Source organism: Bacillus sp. JAS24-2 (genome assembly GCF_008274905.1).
Classification (GTDB): Bacteria; Bacillota; Bacilli; order Bacillales; family Bacillaceae_G; genus Bacillus_A; species Bacillus_A cereus.
Genome location: NZ_CP031068.1, coordinates 1643234 through 1663330 on the forward strand (window position 1 = coordinate 1643234; position 20097 = coordinate 1663330).

A 20097-nucleotide genomic window follows, 5' to 3' on the forward strand; every position below is an offset into this window, starting at 1 on the left:
GATGCTTATAAATAAGCATCTTCTTTTGTTAAATCAACATTTTATATTTTCTCGTGGAGCATGTAAAATGTTAAGTAAGAGAAAATGGTTTTATATTAAGGAAGTGTCAAAGCGATGAGTTTCACATTGAATAAATCGATTATTAAAGAAGTGTGCGGAGAGACCTCATATAAAAGAGGTGAAGCCTATTATAAATCAAATAAAGTGATAATAGATCAGTACGATGAAAATAAAGAAATTTGTGAGGCGACAGTAAAAGGGAACGAGGATTTCCATGTTACAGTAGCAAAAGCCAAAAAGGGTGATGTTGTTGCAAAATGTAGTTGTCCTTCATTAGCGTCTTTTCAAACGTACTGTCAACATGTTGCAGCAGTATTAATACAAATAAACTATAATCAACAAACAGGTGGAATGAGCTCCACTAGTAGCAGAAATGATCAATTGACAAGTGGTATGTTTCAGCTGTTTGCAGACAAACCACTGAGGCCAAAAAGTAAACAACACCGTTTTGATACACGTGAAATATTAGATATTGAGTTTATATGTACACCAGTAGCTACGAGAAGTGGTGGGGCTCTTCTTGGAATTCAATTGAAACTTGCCAAAGTGTATTTCATAAATCATATTAGAGAATTTCTTTCTAAGGTGGAGAAAAGGGAATTTTTTCATTGTTCAAATGAATTTACATATACACCAGATGTACATAGTTTTAAACAAGAAACGGATGCAATTATTCAGCAGCTCATTAAAATGTATCATAATGAAAAAATGTATGAAGATACGCTAGAAGTACATGCGAAACAAGATGAAAGTATGATATTTATACCGCCAGCTTCGTGGAAGGATATGCTCTCTTCACTTTCTAAAGTTGAATATGTACAGCTGAAACAAAATGAACAACTGTTTCAGGGATTACAAGTTTCAAAAGGTTTGTTGCCGTTACACTTTGAATTTACGAAGGGAAATAATGGCGGATTTACACTTCATATAGATGGTCTAAATCGTGTACAAGTTATGGATATGTATAACAATGCACTTTACGATGGGAAATTATATCACTTACACATTGAAGATTGTATGCGACTTATTGAATTACAAAAGATGATGAGTCGCTCAAATAGTAATCAGTTTTATATTCCAGAAAGTAAGATGGAACATTTCGTCGCGAAAGTTGTACCAGGATTAATGAAGCTCGGAACTGTACACATTGATGAAGTAATATCGGATCGTGTTGAAACACCTTCGCTAAAAGCGAAATTGTATTTAGACCGCGTGAAAAGTCGCTTATTAGCAGGTCTTGAATTTCACTATGGGAACGTCATGATTAATCCGCTAGAAGAGGATGGACAGCCGTCTGTTTTTAATCGTGATGAGAAAAAGGAAAAAGAGATTTTAGACATTATGAGTGAAAGTGCCTTTGCAAAAACAGAAGGCGGTTACTTTATGCATAATGAAGAAGCTGAGTATAACTTTTTATATCACGTCGTGCCAACATTAAAAGGTTTAGTTGATATTTATGCGACGACAGCAATCAAATTGCGAATTAGTAAAGGGGATGCAGTTCCTCTTATTACAGTGAGAAGAAAAGAAAGAATTGATTGGTTGTCATTTCGTTTTGATATAAAAGGAATACCAGAAGCAGAAATTAAAGGTGTATTAGCGGCCCTTGAAGAGAAACGTAAATATTATCGATTGGCGAACGGTTCGTTTTTATCGCTAGAGAGTAAAGAGTTTAATGAAATTAATCAGTTTATAAAAGAATCAGGTATTCGGAAAGAATTTTTACATGGAGAAGAGGTAAATGTTCCACTTATTCGGAGTGTAAAATGGATGAACGGACTTCATGAAGGCAATGTTTTAAGTTTAGATGATTCTGTTCAAGAGTTAGTAGAAAACATTCAAAACCCGAAAAAATTAAAGTTTGCTGTGCCAAATACTTTAAATGCAGAAATGAGAAAGTATCAAGTATATGGGTTCGAATGGATGAAAACACTTGCTCATTACCGTTTTGGCGGTATTTTAGCAGATGATATGGGACTTGGAAAAACGTTGCAAAGCATTGCTTTTATAGATTCTGTTTTGCCTGAGATTCGAGAAAAGAAACTACCTATATTAGTCGTTTCACCATCATCTCTTGTTTATAATTGGTTTAGTGAATTGAAAAAATTCGCCCCGCATATTAGAGCAGTTATTGCAGATGGAAACCAAGCAGAGCGCCGGAAAATTTTGAAAGATATAACGGAATTTGATGTCGTAATTACGTCATATCCATTACTGAGAAGAGATATAAGATTATATGCAAGACCATTTCATACACTATTCCTTGATGAAGCGCAGGCGTTTAAAAACCCTACAACGCAAACGGCAAGAGCTGTGAAAACAATTCAAGCTGAATACCGTTTTGGGCTAACGGGTACACCTGTAGAAAATTCATTAGAAGAGCTATGGTCTATCTTCCATGTCGTCTTCCCAGAATTATTACCAGGAAGAAAAGAGTTCGGTGATTTAAGGCGTGAAGATATAGCGAAGCGAGTGAAACCATTCGTATTAAGACGATTAAAAGGGGACGTATTAAATGAGTTGCCAGATAAAATAGAGCACTTACAATCATCGGAGTTATTACCCGATCAAAAGAGTCTCTATGCTGCTTATTTAGCGAAGCTAAGGGAAGAAACGTTAAAGCATTTAGACAAAGATACGTTACGTAAAAATAAAATTAGAATTTTAGCTGGTTTAACGAGATTGCGACAAATTTGTTGTCATCCTGCTTTATTTGTTGATGATTACAAAGGAAGTTCAGCTAAATTTGAACAACTGTTAGAGATTTTAGAGGAATGTAGAAGTACAGGGAAGAGAATATTAATTTTTTCTCAATTTACGAAGATGCTTTCCATTATTGGTCGTGAGTTAAATCGACAAGCAATTCCATACTTTTATTTAGACGGGAGTACACCAGCACAGGAACGTGTAGAGCTGTGCGATCGGTTTAACGAAGGAGAAGGAGATCTATTTCTCATTTCTTTAAAAGCTGGTGGTACCGGACTTAATTTAACTGGTGCAGATACAGTAATATTATACGATTTATGGTGGAATCCAGCTGTTGAACAACAAGCGGCCGATAGAGCGTATCGAATGGGACAAAAAAATACAGTGCAAGTTATAAAGCTAGTAGCTCAGGGAACAATTGAGGAGAAAATGCATGAACTGCAAGAAAGTAAGAAAAATTTAATCGCTGAAGTGATTGAGCCGGGAGAAGGGAAATTGTCCTCAATCACAGAGGAAGAAATTCGAGATATTTTAATGATTTAATATAAAAAAGCTATGCCTTCAAATTTATGAGGGCATAGCTTTTTTGTTGTAATAATTATATTTTGTTTTGTACAAAGTAAAGAAATCAAATGTTATTTAAATTACTTCTTTGTACCTTTACTTTTGTATGGTTTGGCAGCTGCCTTTTTCTTTGCACTTGATTGCCAACGGTTCCATCCTTTACTTCCTGTACCTTGTCCTACACCTTTTTTCGGTTTTGCTTTCGTTTTACTCATATGATCACTCCGTTATATAAAAATCTTATTTGATAATAGTCAATGATTTAGAAAATACTCTTTATAAATGACTATGATTGCTTTAAGTAAAAATAAACTGCTTGAATGCTATAGTATATCATGAAATTGCAAGTAAACTGAAAGGAATTATAAAGAAAATGAAAATAATAAGAAATACTGCGGATTCTATATTCCGAACGATCACATTAATTATTGTGTATACGTTAGTTTCGGTCAGTGAAACATTTTTTGGATTGACGAGGCAGAAAAAGTAAAGATGTTAAATTAACAACAATCAATAAAGCCGTAAAATAAAGAATTGAAAAATATTTTAAAACTTTTTGTTGACTTTCTTTATTTTTTGTATAGAATAATCATTAATAAAATGTTTCAGAGATGTGACAACAAAACGACTATGAAAGGACGAGTAGTAGTAGGACGTAGTTTAAGCGAGTCAGGGGTGGTGTGAGCCTGATACGAAGCCTATTATGAAGAACCTCCTGGAGTTGCTAACCGAAATCCTTTATAGGAAAGTAGACTTAGCCGGGAACTTCGCCGTTACAAGAAGAACAGTATCGAGATATTTCATCTCCGTATTGTATAAGTGAGCAACCTCTGTTGCTAATTTGGGTGGTACCGCGGAACCAAAGCCTTTCGTCCCAGTTTTTTGGGAAAGAAGGGCTTTTTTTGTTGGCTTCTTTTCACAACATCCAAACATTTTAGGAGGAAACCACCATGTATCAATCATTAATGACAGTAAGAGAGACTCAAATTGCAATTAAGGAAGTTAAAACATTTTTCGAGGACCAATTAGCAAAACGCCTTGAACTATTCCGCGTATCTGCACCATTATTCGTAACGAAAAAATCAGGATTAAACGATCACCTAAACGGTGTAGAACGTCCAATTGAATTTGATATGTTACATTCAGGAGAAGAATTAGAAATTGTTCATTCACTAGCGAAATGGAAACGATTTGCATTACATGAATATGGATATGAAGCTGGTGAAGGTTTATATACAAACATGAACGCGATTCGTCGTGATGAAGAACTTGATGCAACGCATTCCATTTACGTTGACCAATGGGATTGGGAAAAAATCGTTCAAAAAGAATGGCGTACTGTCGATTACTTACAAAAAACAGTACAAACAATTTATGGAATATTCAAAGATTTAGAAGGTCACTTATTTGAAAAATATCCGTTCCTTGGAAAGTATTTACCGGAAGAAATTGTTTTCGTTACTTCTCAAGAATTAGAAGATAAATATCCAGAATTAACACCGAAAGATCGTGAACATGCAATTGCGAAAGAACATGGTGCAGTCTTCATTATCGGAATTGGTGATGCACTTCGTTCAGGTGAAAAGCACGACGGACGCGCAGCTGATTATGACGATTGGAAATTAAACGGTGACATTTTATTCTGGCACCCAGTACTACAATCTTCATTTGAATTATCATCAATGGGAATTCGTGTTGATAGTAAATCACTTGATGAGCAGTTAACGAAAACTGGTGAAGACTTCAAACGTGAGTATGATTTCCATAAAGGTATACTAGAAGACGTACTACCATTAACAATCGGCGGTGGTATTGGACAATCAAGAATGTGCATGTACTTCTTACGTAAAGCACATATCGGTGAAGTTCAATCTTCTGTATGGCCTGACGATTTACGTGCAGCTTGTAAAAAAGAAAACATTCATCTGTTTTAATAGAAGTGAGGGAATAGCTTAAATATAGAGCTATTCCCTCTTTTTTATAAAACATTACTTATTTATTACCGAGTTCTTCCGCTAAACCGATTAAAATTCCTTCGACTCCACGAATGTAGCAGAGACGATACGAGTTCTCATACTGAACTACTTCACCAACGAGCTCTGCACCATGCTTAGTGAGTCTCGATACCATTTCGTCAATGTCTTCAACGGTGAACATGACGCGTAGATAACCGAGGGCGTTTACAGGAGCATTTCGGTGATCTGATATAGTAGGTGGGGTGAGAAATCGCGAAAGTTCAATTCGGCTGTGGCCATCTGGAGTGACCATCATAGCGATCTCTACGCACTGAGAACCGAGTCCAGTTACGCGACCAGCCCATTCACCTTCGACATTGGCTCGACCTTCGAGATTCAAGCCAATCTCCTCAAAGAAAGAGATTGTGTTATCAAGGGATTCTACAACGATGCTGACATTGTCCATTCGTAGTAATTTGTTTTTTGCCATAGTCTTATCTCCTTATGTATAAAAGTCTATTATTTAATTATCCTCATAATTATACTACTAAGTAGTTACAAATTCCTTTCAGTCAAAAACACCTTGTCACAGTATAGGAAAATGTGACAAGGTGTTTTTTAATATGTCATATAGCATCGTGTTAACGAACAGCTTTTTATTTAATAGGAAGGTAATACATTAATATGATTTTTTTAGCATTACTAAATATATCAGATTAGCTCATTTGCACTAAAGGCTCAATTTTCGCCATAAATGATTGATGCAGCGCCTCAACGCCTGTTACTAAATGAAGGCGGTCAATAACGACAGACACTTTAATTTCTGATGTACTTACCATTTTAATATGAATATCTTCTTCTTTTAAAGTAGTGAACATATTTGCAGCGACACCTGGGTTAGATACCATGCCAGATCCTACGATTGATACTTTTGCTAAGTGATTTTCATGTTCTACAGATTCATAGTGAAGAGTTTCTTGATTTTGTTCCAAAACTTCTAAAGTTTCTCTTAAATCATTCGAATGAATGGAGAAGGAGAGGTGTACAGTTCCTTCATTTGTAATACTTTGAATGATGATATCTACATTAATGTGTGCTGCTGCTAATGTAGAGAAAACTGTTGAAAGGGAGCCTTGTTCTAATCCTTTAATTGTGACACGTGTAATGTTATCCTCAAATGCAATACCTTTAACGATTGATTGTTGTTCCATGTTACATTCTCCTTTTACAATTGTTCCGTTTTCTTGTTCCATACTTGAGCGAACTTCTAAAACTACATTATGATTTTTAGCAAACTCAACAGCGCGCGGGTGTAATACGCCAGCACCGAGATTAGCAAGCTCTAACATTTCGTCATAAGAAATTTCGTCTAATTTGTAAGCATCTTTTACAACTCGTGGGTCCGTCGTATATACACCTGTCACATCCGTATAAATATCACATTTTTTTGCTTTAAGTGCAGCAGCTAATGCGACAGCAGTCGTATCAGAGCCACCACGGCCAAGCGTTGTAATTTCATTTTCTACACTTATACCTTGGAAACCAGCTACGATAACAATCGTACCTTCAGCAAGATAAGATTGAATACGATCTGTATGAATGTCAGTAATCCGTGCACTACTATGTACAGATTCTGTCGTAATACCTGCTTGCCACCCTGTTAATGAAATTGCATGATAGCCTTTTGCTTGCAGTGCCATTGTTAATAATGAAATAGTTACTTGTTCTCCTGTAGATAGAAGCATATCCATTTCACGTTTACTTGGATTTTCTGTGATAGCGTTAGCGAGTGCGACAAGTTCATCTGTGCTTTTTCCCATTGCTGAAACGACAGAGACAATGCTATGACCTCGTTCATATTCTTCAATAATTAAATTTGCTACATGTTGAATGCGTTCGACGCTTCCGACAGAAGTGCCACCGAATTTTTGAACAATTGTTTCCATTACAGATTCCTTCTTTCGTCTATTTTTAAGAATAGATTAGGAAATATATAAATCCCAATACTCCTGTAGTTACCAGAAAGACAAACAAAAAACACCATCTCAAATAAGTGAGGATGGTGCTGTTACAGGAAAAGGGAAACAGAAAACGGAGCTAATAAAAAAACCGCCAAAAAAGGAATATCATAAAAAATGATATCTCTTTTTTGTAGATAGCTCTTCATACGTACACGTCTGTACATATGACAGTTCTGTTTCTATTCGAAAACAGCCCCAATTGATAAATGCAGAGAAATTTATCAATTTCGGCAATACTTCCTTTCATCTAAGTTCATAGACATCTCTGTGTCTCCATTAGAATACTCATAAGTATCGCAACCTCTATCTCACGTTTTAGGCGAGAGTGTTTGATTTATGAAGTTGTTGGTAACATTTGTTTTATAATAATTTAAATTTTTCGGGGAATCAAGTGTTTTATATATATTTTAAAAATTCTTTCTTTTCCTTAGAAAGTTTGTGAAAAATGTAGCAAAATAAATTCAATGCATGTACATTAAACTTATAGTGCATTGGAGGGGGAAGAATGAAGGGGAAAAAGCCTATTTATGTTTCGGCAGAAATGAACACAACAATGGAGAAATTATGGGAATACACGCAAGAACCACACATACATACAGAATGGGATGCTCGCTTTACTGAAATTTCGTATTTAGAGAAAAAAGAAGGAGAACCACAGAAGTTTTTATATAAAACAAAAATCGGATTTGGACTTGAAATAGCTGGAGAAGGTGAATCGATAGGTGAGATAAGAAAAGAAACAGGAGAACGGATTTCTTCTTTGAAATTTTGGACGGATAATACATTATCTCTTATTCAAATAGGGCGTGGTTATTGGAAGTATACACCCCGTAAAGAACACATTCATTTTGAGACGCAATATGATTATGATACGAGGTTTGGTCGTGTAGGGAATGTAATAGATTTCTATATTTTTCGGCCTTTATTAGGCTCTGCGACTGCTTGGAGTTTTGATGCTTTAAAATTATGGTTAGAAAAGGGGCTTCATCCTAGGTTGCTAATTAGAAGAACAATGACGTATTGGCTCGTATGTTCTTTATTTGCTTTTGTATGGATATATCAAGGGATAGTGCCAAAACTACTGTTTACTCATTCAGAAGAAGTAAAGATGCTTTCTTTATTAATCGGTTCAAATGAAAGTAGTGTATGTATACTTAAAATAATTGGGGGGTTAGAAATAATTTTCGGTGTCGTATGGCTGTTGCCACTAACAAAACGAAAATTATTTATACTGCATATTATTGTATTACTAGTTTTAACGTTAGCGGCAGGATTTACGAATATCGCAAGCTTTACAGGACCGTTTAATCCGATTACATTAAATGTTCTTTTAATGGGGTTATCAATTGTCGGTTATATAAATAGTTTCGATTTACCAAGCGCGAAAAATTGCAAGAGGGCGAGAAAGGGATAAGTATATGGCTAATATGTATGAACGATTATTAGGGGATACCTATAAAAATCTTCATCCTGAATTGCAGAAGCGTTATGCGATTACAGAAGAGAATAGTTTTACAGGGGAAGGAAAGATGGATGAAATTTACGGTGGCTCTTTTTTCGTGAAATTTATATTGAAAATTGCATCGAAGTTTCGAATGTTTTTCTCGGAACGAGGAGAGGAAATTCCATTTACGATACAAAACATAGCTGAGCGAGATGAATATGGACAAGAATTAGTAAGGTGGAACCGTACTTTTTATTTTCATAATAAGAAAAGATATTTTAATGCAGTTATGCAGTTTGATGAAAACGAAAATGAAATTGTAGATTATTTTGGTGAACCACATTTACTCGTTTCTACACTGCATTTTCATATCGATGAGTTAGGGGCAATGCATATTTCTTCAAAGAAACAATGGTTTTATATGTTTGGAAGAAAAATGCCGTTACCAAAATTTTTGTATGGTGAGGTAAAAATTGTTGAAAGTTATGATGAAACACTTCAGTGTTTTCGAATTCATGTACAAGTACGAAACCCGTTAATTGGTTCGCTTTTTTCATATAAGGGAACATTTGTGGAAAGGGAATAAACGATATGAAAAATATAATATTTGGGCTTGCTTGTTATGTTGTTTTTCTAATATGTGAGTGGTCGAATATAAATCCTGTTGAAGCAATTATATTATTATCTGTTTTATTATTTATACCAATGTCATTTTGTATTATTGATAAAAGAAAAAGAGATGGATCGCAATTATTATTTTATAAATTCGTATCATTTTTATATCCAATCGCAGCAATTTGTGCAATGCTAGCTTTCGTCACAAATCACTATTTATTTGCGCTAGTTTGGTTTGTATATACAGGAATTGTTGCGTTATTTGGTGTAAGTAGATTGCTAGAAAGAGGATGGAAGCCGTTAGAAGAGATCGCCATAGATAGTGCGTTTATTTATTTGTTTTTAGGTGGTTTTTGGTTTTCTGCTTCAGTAGCAAAACTTTCAATTATGCATTTTAGCTCTGACATTGTTTTACTCACAGCTGCACATTTTCATTATTCGGCGTTTCTATTGCCATTATCAGCTGGTTTAATAGGGAGAAAAAGAGAAAAGAGAAGTAAAGTGTATGATGCTATTATGTTTATCATCATGATTTCACCTATGACAGTTGCAATAGGAATTACATACTCAAGAATATTTGAATTTTTTGCAGTGTTCCTATATTTATGTGCAATTTATGGGTATGGATTTTACGTTTGGAGAGCAAAATTTAATGCTATCAGTGCAAAGATTCTTCTAATCGTTTCGTCTAGTACACTCATGGTTACAATTATGTTCTCACTTATATATTCATATGGAAATTTGAAGTATGTAATGACGATTACAATTGCTCAAATGGTTTGGATTCATGGTGTTGTCAACGGAATTGGAGTAGCTTTACCGGCATTTATCGGCTGGGTGATTGAAAAGAGTGTTCCGAATTATAAATACTATGGGAAACCAATGAGTAAGTTAAGAGGAAATGTGGCAATTGGTGAGGCTTATTTATATAGCAGCAATTTAGTAGACAGTAAGGAATACAACGGTTTAGTCGATAAAGTAAATGACTTTCATAGTGAGGCATTTGATGTGACGAAGGTTCCTTTAAGTATGATTCATTTTTATGAAAATACAGCAGAGTATGAATTGCAATCGAATATTAAATGGACTCGTTGGTTCCGTCCGTTAGCACTTTGCTATGAGAAAATGAGTAAGCGTGTAGAACAAATACATTTAGGGATGGGCGGCAATTGGGAAACGATGCATGGCTCTATCATTAGTGTAATAGATGAGAAAGATGGAAGAGAGAATGTAAGGGCTTGGATAAGGAAAAATGAAGCAGGTGAATCTATTTTTGTAGCTCTTTATTCAAAGCATACAAATAAGAATGAGACATATATGAATATCGCCTTACCTTTACCTTATTCGAATATGACTGGTATTTTGAAACTATATAATGATAGTCATGATTTAATCATTACTAGTAAGTTAAGAGAAAATGGTCAGGGAGATGAGGGGATTTATTTACATACTCGGTTCTTAACAATCCGTTTACCATTAGCAGAGACTTTTATTATAAAAGAGCGCACGGATCATATACTAGAAGCTAATCATAGAATGTGGATATTTGGAGTTGAGTTTTTAGAAATTGATTATAGGATTAAGAAAGTAGAGGAGAAGTAAGAAAAGCTTGGAAAAATTCCAAGCTTTTTTACGTATGTGTAATTGTTATAGCAACTTGTTTATCTAGCTCATTATCCCAAACACGTTGAATTTCAAAAGTGCCTGTTTCAAAAAATAATGGGAATCTTTCTTTAAACCAATCTTGCATAGGAAGCTTTAGTGCTGTATCAATTGGTATCCATAATAATTCGCCCTCAGGAGGGTTCAAAAGAAATTCACCTTCAAATGAGTCTGTCCAGTAGTTGAATACCATGTACCGAACATTCCCTTTCGGATTTACATATTCATCTAATCCCTTAAAAATTAAATCCGAAACAAGTAATCCGGTTTCTTCTTTTACTTCCCTTATAGCGGCTTGAACGATACTTTCGGGGAAATCTACTTTGCCGCCAGGAGCGATGTAGCCAGGGAAACCTCGATGGTTGGGGCGTTTTATGAGTAAAACTTCATTGTTGCGCTGGATCATACACATTGTATAGATCTGGTGTTCGATGTTATGTGAATTTAGAGGCATAATGATGTATTCTCCTTTGTATTTTTTTGATAATTTTACCATAACATAATTGTTTCTTATATAATTAGAAATATAATATTATAAATTTTCAGTCATATATTATGTATTCTATAGTCATTTGAAAAGAGGGGAGAGACATGCAAGGGGAAATACAAAAGGAGAAAAGTTTAGGTTATATTGGAAAATTATTATTACCAGTTAAAGTATCAACGCACTTTAAGTTTTTATGGATTGGACAATTACTCTCGGCCTTAGGTAGTTCGATAACTATGGTCATACTTCCAGTTGTTGTGTATTCATTAACTGGTTTAACAGTTGTAATGGGGATGACGATGGCAATGTACATGCTACCTAATATTCTTGCTTTACCGTTTGCGGGTTTAATTGTAGACCGAATTGATCGGGTTAGGTTAATGTTATTTACGGATATAATCCGCTGTATATTAATGCTATTACTTGCATCGCTTATATTTATGGATTTATTAACAATTACGATTTTATATATTCTCGTTGCCATATACGGGCTTATGGAAGGGATATTCCAACCAGCATATTCTGCTGTAAGGGCGAAAGTATTCGTCCCTGAAATTCGTAATGCAGCTAACGCACTCACTCAAATGAGTAATCAAGGTATACGATTAATTGGGCCAGCACTTGGTGGGTTAATCGTATCGGTTGCATCTGCAGGGATAGGTTTCGGACTAGATGCAGCAACCTACTTATTATCATTTTTATGTTTATTATTTTTAAAAGAAATTAAGTTTAAAAAAGTAAAACCCATTGAAAAGAGTAAGCTTAATTACAAACAAGAGTTTATGGAAGGTGTTTTAGTTTTAAAAAGTCATCCGTGGCTGTGGATTACAATTTTAGTTTTTTCTTTTATAAATATTTGTTATGCCGGCATTATCGTCGTATTAATTCCATGGTTATTTAATGTTCATCATCATTTTGAAGCTTACGTGTATGGACTTGGCATGGCCTTTTCTGGTGGTGGGGCTGTAATTGCCGCATTAATATTTGGTGGGAAAGAGCTGTGGCATAAAAGAGGATTACTGGCTTATGGAGGTGTTTTAATGAGTGGCATTGCTTTATTAATTATGCCATTCATTTCTTGGGCACCCGCTTTAATATTCTTAATGGCAATTGAAGGATTTGGCATGATGATATTTGGACTCATTTGGGAAACGAGTTTACAGGAGCTTGTACCAGAAGAAGCATTCGGAAGAGTGGCAAGCCTTGATATGTTGGGTTCTTTTGCTTTATTGCCATTAGGATACGTAGTTGTAGGCTGGTTAGCTACTGTCATAGGTGGCGAGATAACTATTATAACACTAGCTAGTTTAGTAATTTTAACAATTGGAATCGCATTGTCTGTACCGAGTATTCGTCGATTTAATTGATTATATGGGAAAAGAGGGCGATATGCATGACTATAGAAAACTTGAAAGATATAGTAACAAGGCAATTAGAGAGTAAATATATTTTGGAAGAAAAGGTCTTTGAAGCGAAAAATTTTACAGTCTATATCGCTACCAAAATAGAAAATAACTTAGCATATAATCAATTAGTATTAATAAAACATCTTTGTAATGAAAAACCGTCCATACATATTTGGCACAAAAAGATTAGTATGGAAGCAACAAAATTAGAAATCACAAAAGAAGTGACGGAAGCGATACAAGCAGGTTTCAAAAATGAAGAATAAGCCCTAAAGAAATTAGGACTTAGTCTTCATTAAATACAAATGTTTCTTTCATTTTTTTACCTTCATTTACCGGATGGCCGTTATAAGAGAAATTCTTTTCTTCCCAAGTGATCACAACTTTAAAATTATGACTATTAAAGTCTAATGGGAATACCATGTAGTCAAAGCTTGTATGACTTTTAGAAATATTTTCATTAGGTGTAGTAGGTTTAAAGGTAGCTTTAGAGGTAGGGTTGTTATCAAGTATTTCCACAGATACGTTTGATACATCATGACCGATGTTTTTTACGAGTAAACTATACGTATCAAATACACCTTGCTTTGGCTGGATTGCTTGCTTGTTTGAGTTATGAGATTTATCGATTTCGACATACCATTGTTTAGACTTTGACGCAATCGGTAGTGACTGAAATGTGTAAGCACTAGCTTGTATTGGTAGTGCTAAGCATAAAAGTGTAAAGAGAGTTAATATTTTTCGTTTCATTTTTTGAGTGCTCCCATTCTTTAATGGATTTACTTGTTATTATCTTCTTTTTACGAGTAAATATACCATATAATGTAAATTTGCTATAAGAGTAGTGAATCAATATCTTATTCAATACTCTTATAGCCGGCATAATTACGTATGTAGTAAGAAAGAATAAATTTGTTTTTCTATACTTAGATTGCTGCCCTTTTTAAAAGGGCTATTTTTACGTTTTAATAAAAAGAATATACTAAGAGTTCAGTATAAATTATTTATTTTAATGTAGTTAAATGTGCTTATATATGTGAAATTAGAGAAGGAAGCTGTGTAGAGATGTTTCTACACAGTTTTTTTAGGATATGAAAAAATTACCAAAAATATGTTAAAATAACATTGTCATACAACAAGGGGGATTTGTTTTATGGAAAATGGACATCTTGCTAAAGTAGACTTAACGAAAAAAATTGAATCAAAATCTAAGTACAACAAGAAACTCGAAAAATATCAAAGGCGCTTATTAACATTACAGCAAATTTTGAAAGAAGAAAAAATCGCGGTTATGCTTGTTATGGAAGGATGGGATGCGGCTGGTAAAGGTGGGGCAATTAAGCGGGTGACGGAACATCTTGACCCGCGTGGGTTCCAAGTAAATCCAATTGGAGCGCCTGTACCTCATGAAAAACGTTACCATTATTTGCAACGTTTCTGGCGCAAAATTCCACAGTACGGGCAAATCACCATTTTTGATCGCTCATGGTACGGTCGTGTGTTAGTTGAGCGTGTTGAAGGATTTGCTACAAAGGAAGAGTGGATGAGAGCATATGATGAGATTAATGATTTTGAAAAACTACTAACAGATGACCATTACATAATAGGGAAGTTCTTCTACCATATAAGTAAAGAGGAACAGTTAAAGAGATTTAAAGATAGAGAGAAAAATCCTTTGAAAAGATGGAAAATTACAGACGAAGATTGGCGTAATCGTGAAAAATGGGATGAGTATGTTGAAGCAATGGAAGACATGTTTGAAAAAACAAGTAAGCCAAATGCGAAGTGGCATATTATTGAAAGTAACGATAAATTGTATGCCCGTGTGAAAACGTTAAAAATCATTATTTCATTCATTGAGGATTATTTCTTAGAACATGGTATAGAATTGCCTTCTTATTATTATGAAATGAAAGAGGATATTGAAGTTTTGCAAGATGTAGGTGTTAAAGAGTAAAAAAGAAAATGGTCCTGTGAATTGGTGAAACCAAATTATGGGGCTTTTTTATTTAGAAACATTTTACAATTAACAGAATAAGGTATATAATCAATAATCATATTAACAATGTTAATATGATTATTGATTATATACTATGTGGGGGTTTTACTTTGAAGGGAAGAGATGTTGTTTTAGGTTTATTAATGGAAAAGGAATTGTCTGGTTACGATATTAAAATTGTGTTTGAAGACGTATTTACTCATTTTTTTGATGGAAGTTTTGGAATGATTTATCCAACGTTACGACAATTGGAGAATGAAGGGAAAATAAAAAAAGAGGTTGTCATGCAAGAGGGGAAGCCGAATAAGAAAATGTACTTTATTACGGATGAAGGACGTGAAGAGTTTTATCAATACATGCAGACGCCTATAGAGAAGGATGTTTTACGTTCGGATTTTTTAATGAGAATGTATTTTGGCAACTATAGTGATGATGTGAAAATAAAAAAATGGATTAAAGATGAAATTGAAAGAAAAGAAGCGTACATTGCAGATCTTCGATTGAAATATGAAAAGTGGAGAGTAGGTATTACTTTCGTTGAAGAAATTTCACTAGATGTAGGTATTGCATCGTATAGTGCACAAGTGGAGACTTTGAAGAGAAAATTAGAAGAGTTAGAGGCGAAAGAAAACAATAAAACAGAAGAATGAAAAACGCATTCACAATAAATAAAGGGGTATATAAAGATGGAGCAATCAAAGGGTATTAAGATTGTCTTTTTAATGTGTTTAGGTATCTTTCTTTGTATGATTGATACGACAATTATGAATATAGCTTTACCAGCAATACAATCGAGTGTAAATACTTCATTAGAAAAGATGTCCTGGGTATTAAATGTTTATACAATGACGATTGCAGTGCTTGCCATTCCGTTAGGGCGGATAGCTGATATCTTTGGAAAAGCAAAGATGTATATTTTTGGTCTGGTGATTTTTGGTGGTGGATCGGTACTTTGTGCTTTTGCTAATACAGGTGATTTTCTTATTTTTTCTCGTTTTATACAAAGTATTGGGGCAGCAATTTTATTTCCAACAAGTATGGTAATTGGTGTATCAGCTATGCCGTTAGCTAAAAGGCATGTTGCGCTTGCAATTTTAGGAGTAACACAAGGATTGTCAGCTGCTATGGGGCCAGTAATAGGTGGAATTATTACGCAAAATTTAGGATGGAGATGGGTGTTCTTCGTTAATGTTCCGGTTTGTATAATAGGAATCGTGTTATGTTGCATCATGCTACAAATAAAAAATGAAGAACGTATTATCTCAAAAATAGATTGGATAGGACTACTATTAAGTAGCACAGCAATTTTTTCATTTACTCTCATATTAGTAAAAGGTAATACATGGGGATGGCAAAGTAATATTGCTTTGTATTGTTATGCAATTAGCACTATTTCTCTTATTCTATTTATTTTAGTAGAACGAAAGATTCATAACCCAATGGTGAATTTAAAGTTATTTCAAGATCGAATGTTTGTCGGAGCGTCAATCGTTGTTATATTGAGTAATTTATTTTTAATTGGAGTTACTGTATTGCTTCCAACGTTCTTGACGAAACTACAAGGTCGAACGGAAATTGAAGCGGCTTTTTTAGTGACACCTATTTCAGCGATGATATTTTTTGTCTCACCAGTTGCAGCAACTTTAATTAAAAAACTCGGAAAAGTAACTATTATTTTGTCAGGGTTTCTTGTTATGGGGCTATCCTACTATTGGTTGCAAATGATTGATGTTCATTCAATAAATATAGAAATTATTATTCCATGTATGATATTAGGTGTCGGATATGGCTTAGTAGTGGGGCCAATTACAGTTTTAAGTGCGTCTTCGTTTGAAGGAGAATTATTAACTGCTTCTCAAAGTGTTGTATCAATGTTACGACAGGTTGGAATTGTATTGGCGGTCGCAATATTTGTCTCTAACTTAACTCATAATTTAACTATAAATAAAGAAAAAGTATATCATTATGCAGAAGAAAAGGTGCGGAATATTCATGTGAATAGTACTGAGCAAACTGAAATTTTACAAATGACTAAAGAAAAAATAGAGAATCAAAGTTTAGAGTCGAATATAAATAAGAAACAAAATGCAATGACAATGGGATTAAGTAAAGAGAAAAAGGAAGAATTGATTCGCGACAAGACGGATGAAATATTAAGAAAAGTTCCAGTAGAATATAGGGATGTAAAAAGAGAAGAAGTTATGAGGCAAGTAACAAAAGAAGTTGAAAAACAAGAGGAAAGTATAAAGAAAGAGGTACTCACATTTTCGAATGATGTGAATCATTATGCCAAGAATCAGATGGCAATGAGTTTTACAGATTTATATAAAGCAAGTGTGCCAATTATTTTAATTTGTGCTTTCGTAAGTTTGTTGTTTTGGGAAGGAAGAGCTTTGAGTAAAAAGAGCAGGGGAAGGATAGTAGAAGAAGTGTAAAGGGAAACAGGCTGCTATTAGCCTGTTTTTTCATTGTTTTCTCCTTGCATATTGTGAATAGTAGTATTTTTAATATAGCATGGGATAAGTCGAGTATGATTAGAAAGTTTTTTAGAATGAAAGGGATGAATGGAAAATGCCATTGAATATGTAACGTTATACATAGTACATTAACAAGAGGGATTAATTTTAAAAGGAGGATGGGGAATTGCTAGATAAGGCAGGGGCTTTAATAGATAATCATGTGTACACAGAAGAAGAGCAACAAAAACTATACAAACGAACGTTAATAATCGTCAGCATTTCACAAATGTTTGGCGGTGCAGGACTAGCTGCTGGTATTACAGTGGGAGCACTTCTTGCGCAGCAAATGCTTGGAACAGATGCATTTGCAGGATTACCAACTGCTATGTTTACATTGGGATCAGCATTAGCAGCTTTCATAGTAGGGAAGCTTTCGCAACGATATGGACGCCGGATAGGTCTTGCAACAGGGTTTATAGTAGGTGGATTTGGAGCAATTGGTGTTGTAATGGCAGCTTTAACGAATAGCATTATTCTTTTACTTATTTCTTTACTCATATATGGTGCCGGTACAGCCACGAATCTACAAGCTCGTTATGCAGGTACAGATTTAGCAGATAAGAAGCAGAGAGCAACGGCTGTTAGTATTACGATGGTAATGACGACTTTCGGTGCAGTTGCAGGACCAAATTTAGTAGGAGTAATGGGTAGTTTTGCGCATTCAATTGGAGTTCCTAAACTTGCAGGTCCGTTCATACTATCGGCAGCAGCATTTATACTGGCGGGTCTAGTTCTTTTTGTTATGCTTCGTCCAGATCCGTTAATTATTGCTAACATAATAGAAAGATATAAACAGGAACATACATATAAAGGGCAACCAATAACAGAAGAAGTGAAAGAAAATAAACGAGGTATTACAGTTGGAGCAATCGTAATGATACTTACGCAAATCGTGATGGTTGCGATTATGACGATGACGCCAGTTCATATGGGACACCACGGTCACGGTTTAAGTGCAGTAGGACTTGTGATAGGTTTTCATGTAGGTGCAATGTATCTTCCATCTCTCGTTACAGGAATGTTAATTGATAAAATTGGCCGAACTACAATGAGCATAGCTGGTGGAGTGATTTTACTTGCAGCGGGTGTCATAGCTGCGATAGCGCCAAGTGATTCTTTATTACTATTAATCGTTGCTCTGTCTTTACTTGGGCTAGGATGGAACCTCGGATTGATTAGTGGTACAGCACAAATCGTTGATTCCACAACACCGTCTACACGTGCTAAAACACAAGGGAAAATAGATGTTTTTATTGCGCTAGCTGGAGCTTCTGGTGGAGCGATGTCAGGTATGGTAGTAGCGAATTCAAGTTATGCGGCATTGTCATTGGCTGGAGGCGTGTTAGCGTTATTACTTATTCCTGTTGTGATATGGTCTCGAAAAGGGGCAAGAAATTAAATGAAAAAGAGGTTCTAGTTACTGACTAGAGCCTCTTTTTATACACTTAAATTAAATTCCACTCTACAATAAGCCCTAAATGTGTAAGACCACCACCGAATCCGTATAGTAAAAGTGTGTCTCCATTATTTAACTTTCCTTCTTTTATAGCTAAATCTAGAGCGAGTGGAATGGTGACTGAAGAGGTATTCCCCATATATTCCACGCTCGTTAATGTTTTTTGTATTGGAATTTGAGATTTTTCGCAAATAGATTCAATCATTCGTAAGTTAGCGCTGTGGGGTATGAACCAGTCTATATCATCCCCTTGCATATTTGCGTTATGTAATAAATTTTTTATGCCTTTTGGCACTGTTCGTGTTGCCCATTTATATACTTCTCTTCCATTTTGAACGATTTTTTCATTTGTTTGCAGTGGTGTGCCATTCATAGTAGTAGATAAGTTTGTTCTATATAGATGAATGCCGCCATCACCGTTTGTTCCCATGTGAGCAGCGATAAAGCTTGGGGTGTCTTCATCTCTTTCTAATAAAATAGCTCCAGCACCATCACCGAATAAAATACAGGTCGTTCTATCGGTATAATCAGTAACTTTAGATAATGTCTCTGTCGCTACGACAAGTATTTTTTCATGTGATCCAGAAGTGATTAAGCTATTACCGACGTGTAGTCCATATGTAAAACCAGCACAAGTTGCATTTAAATCAAAAGCTAGTGTATGAGGTATGTTGAAGTATTGTTGTATTTGGCAAGCAACACTAGGGAAAACGTAATCAGCAGTAGTAGTAGCGACAATGATACAGTCGACATCTTCTAAGTTTTTCTTATATGTTGTACATAAATTTTTAATTGCTTTAATGGCTAAGTTTGAGGAATATTCTTCTTCGCTAGCGATTCTTCTTTCCTTCATTCCTGTTCTTTGTACAATCCATTCATCATTCGTATGGACCATCTTTTCTAAATCGTTATTAGACAATATTTGATCTGGAACATAAGTACCAATTGCAGTAATACGAGATTTAGAATGCATAGGAACATCTCCTAATTTTTATTTTTATAACCTGATACTGATATTAGGTTATAAAAATGTCAATATAGATTTTTGTTGTATTAAAACGATAATACTTAACTTACTATGAAGGAATTTGGCGAGTGCTGTAAAAATAATATACGAGAAGTTTCTAAAATTGATAATTGCTTTTGTTATTTTTATTGTGAGAAAAACTCGCAAAAAATGACGATTTTCTTTAGTGTGATATA

At 34.8% G+C, this 20097-nt stretch carries 17 protein-coding genes, 1 riboswitch and 1 other annotated feature; of the genes, 11 read left to right on the plus strand and 6 right to left on the minus strand.

Going from position 1 to position 20097, the window contains the following annotated elements; genetic code table 11:
• The first annotated feature begins 114 nt into the window (after positions 1–114).
• Entirely contained in the window at positions 115–3309 is a 3195-nt protein-coding gene (locus DN407_RS08685) for a DEAD/DEAH box helicase (RefSeq protein WP_098507692.1), read from the plus strand.
• Between the two features lie 101 nt (positions 3310–3410).
• Here the strand turns inward: DN407_RS08685 and DN407_RS08690 are convergent, their stop codons facing one another.
• A complete protein-coding gene (locus DN407_RS08690) occupies positions 3411–3545 on the minus strand; it encodes a DUF3934 domain-containing protein (RefSeq protein WP_000047588.1) in 135 nt (44 codons plus the stop codon).
• 406 nt (positions 3546–3951) lie between these two features.
• Positions 3952–4210, plus strand: a binding site (T-box leader).
• Positions 4211–4280: 70 nt separating this feature from the next.
• Between DN407_RS08690 and asnA the strand changes: the two genes are divergently transcribed.
• Complete coding sequence (asnA, locus tag DN407_RS08695; protein WP_097813828.1) at positions 4281–5264, plus strand: aspartate--ammonia ligase; 984 nt, start codon at positions 4281–4283, stop codon at positions 5262–5264.
• Positions 5265–5322: 58 nt separating this feature from the next.
• On the opposite strand, the gene DN407_RS08700 is transcribed toward asnA, so the two are convergent.
• Entirely contained in the window at positions 5323–5775 is a 453-nt protein-coding gene (locus tag DN407_RS08700) for a VOC family protein (protein ID WP_097813829.1), read from the minus strand.
• A gap of 226 nt (positions 5776–6001) precedes the next feature.
• Positions 6002–7231 carry an aspartate kinase gene (locus DN407_RS08705; protein ID WP_000448032.1) on the minus strand — a complete coding sequence of 410 codons (1230 nt, stop codon included), beginning with the start codon at positions 7229–7231 and terminating at the stop codon, positions 6002–6004.
• A gap of 202 nt (positions 7232–7433) precedes the next feature.
• A riboswitch (Lysine riboswitch) is annotated at positions 7434–7620 on the minus strand.
• Between the two features lie 191 nt (positions 7621–7811).
• Here DN407_RS08705 and DN407_RS08715 point away from each other — a divergent pair.
• Genes DN407_RS08715 through DN407_RS08725 form a run of 3 tightly spaced genes read left to right on the plus strand, consistent with a single transcriptional unit; the run spans position 7812 to position 10967 of the window.
• Complete coding sequence (locus DN407_RS08715) at positions 7812–8720, plus strand: DoxX-like family protein (RefSeq protein ID WP_097813830.1); 909 nt, start codon at positions 7812–7814, stop codon at positions 8718–8720.
• Between the two features lie 4 nt (positions 8721–8724).
• Positions 8725–9336 (plus strand): DUF4166 domain-containing protein, encoded by a 612-nt coding sequence (locus DN407_RS08720; RefSeq protein WP_149216174.1) that lies wholly within the window; start codon positions 8725–8727, stop codon positions 9334–9336.
• 5 nt (positions 9337–9341) lie between these two features.
• Positions 9342–10967, plus strand: a complete 1626-nt coding sequence (locus tag DN407_RS08725) for a YndJ family protein (RefSeq protein WP_098281006.1) — start codon at positions 9342–9344, stop codon at positions 10965–10967.
• Positions 10968–10995: 28 nt separating this feature from the next.
• Here the strand turns inward: DN407_RS08725 and DN407_RS08730 are convergent, their stop codons facing one another.
• Positions 10996–11481 carry an 8-oxo-dGTP diphosphatase gene (locus DN407_RS08730; protein WP_098281005.1) on the minus strand — a complete coding sequence of 162 codons (486 nt, stop codon included), beginning with the start codon at positions 11479–11481 and terminating at the stop codon, positions 10996–10998.
• Positions 11482–11618: 137 nt separating this feature from the next.
• On the opposite strand from DN407_RS08730, the gene DN407_RS08735 reads away from it, so the two are divergent.
• Positions 11619–12881 (plus strand): MFS transporter, encoded by a 1263-nt coding sequence (locus tag DN407_RS08735; RefSeq protein ID WP_149216175.1) that lies wholly within the window; start codon positions 11619–11621, stop codon positions 12879–12881.
• Positions 12882–12907: 26 nt separating this feature from the next.
• Complete coding sequence (locus DN407_RS08740; RefSeq protein WP_098281003.1) at positions 12908–13186, plus strand: hypothetical protein; 279 nt, start codon at positions 12908–12910, stop codon at positions 13184–13186.
• Between the two features lie 19 nt (positions 13187–13205).
• Here DN407_RS08740 and DN407_RS08745 read toward each other — a convergent pair whose 3' ends face one another.
• Positions 13206–13670, minus strand: a complete 465-nt coding sequence (locus DN407_RS08745; protein ID WP_058839102.1) for a hypothetical protein — start codon at positions 13668–13670, stop codon at positions 13206–13208.
• Positions 13671–14073: 403 nt separating this feature from the next.
• On the opposite strand from DN407_RS08745, the gene DN407_RS08750 reads away from it, so the two are divergent.
• The 4 genes from DN407_RS08750 (at position 14074) to DN407_RS08765 (ending at position 18837) form a co-directional block, all read left to right on the plus strand.
• Positions 14074–14877 carry a polyphosphate kinase 2 family protein gene (locus tag DN407_RS08750; RefSeq protein ID WP_088065589.1) on the plus strand — a complete coding sequence of 268 codons (804 nt, stop codon included), beginning with the start codon at positions 14074–14076 and terminating at the stop codon, positions 14875–14877.
• 152 nt (positions 14878–15029) lie between these two features.
• The gene (locus DN407_RS08755) at positions 15030–15569 is read left to right on the plus strand and encodes a PadR family transcriptional regulator (RefSeq protein ID WP_098295642.1); all 540 of its coding nucleotides are present in this window, start codon (positions 15030–15032) and stop codon (positions 15567–15569) included.
• A gap of 36 nt (positions 15570–15605) precedes the next feature.
• Entirely contained in the window at positions 15606–17354 is a 1749-nt protein-coding gene (locus DN407_RS08760; RefSeq protein WP_149216176.1) for an MDR family MFS transporter, read from the plus strand.
• A gap of 208 nt (positions 17355–17562) precedes the next feature.
• Positions 17563–18837 (plus strand): MFS transporter, encoded by a 1275-nt coding sequence (locus tag DN407_RS08765; protein WP_000884517.1) that lies wholly within the window; start codon positions 17563–17565, stop codon positions 18835–18837.
• A 46-nt stretch (positions 18838–18883) separates the two neighbouring features.
• Here DN407_RS08765 and DN407_RS08770 read toward each other — a convergent pair whose 3' ends face one another.
• Entirely contained in the window at positions 18884–19867 is a 984-nt protein-coding gene (locus tag DN407_RS08770) for a ketoacyl-ACP synthase III (RefSeq protein WP_000555756.1), read from the minus strand.
• Positions 19868–20097: the final 230 nt, after the last annotated feature.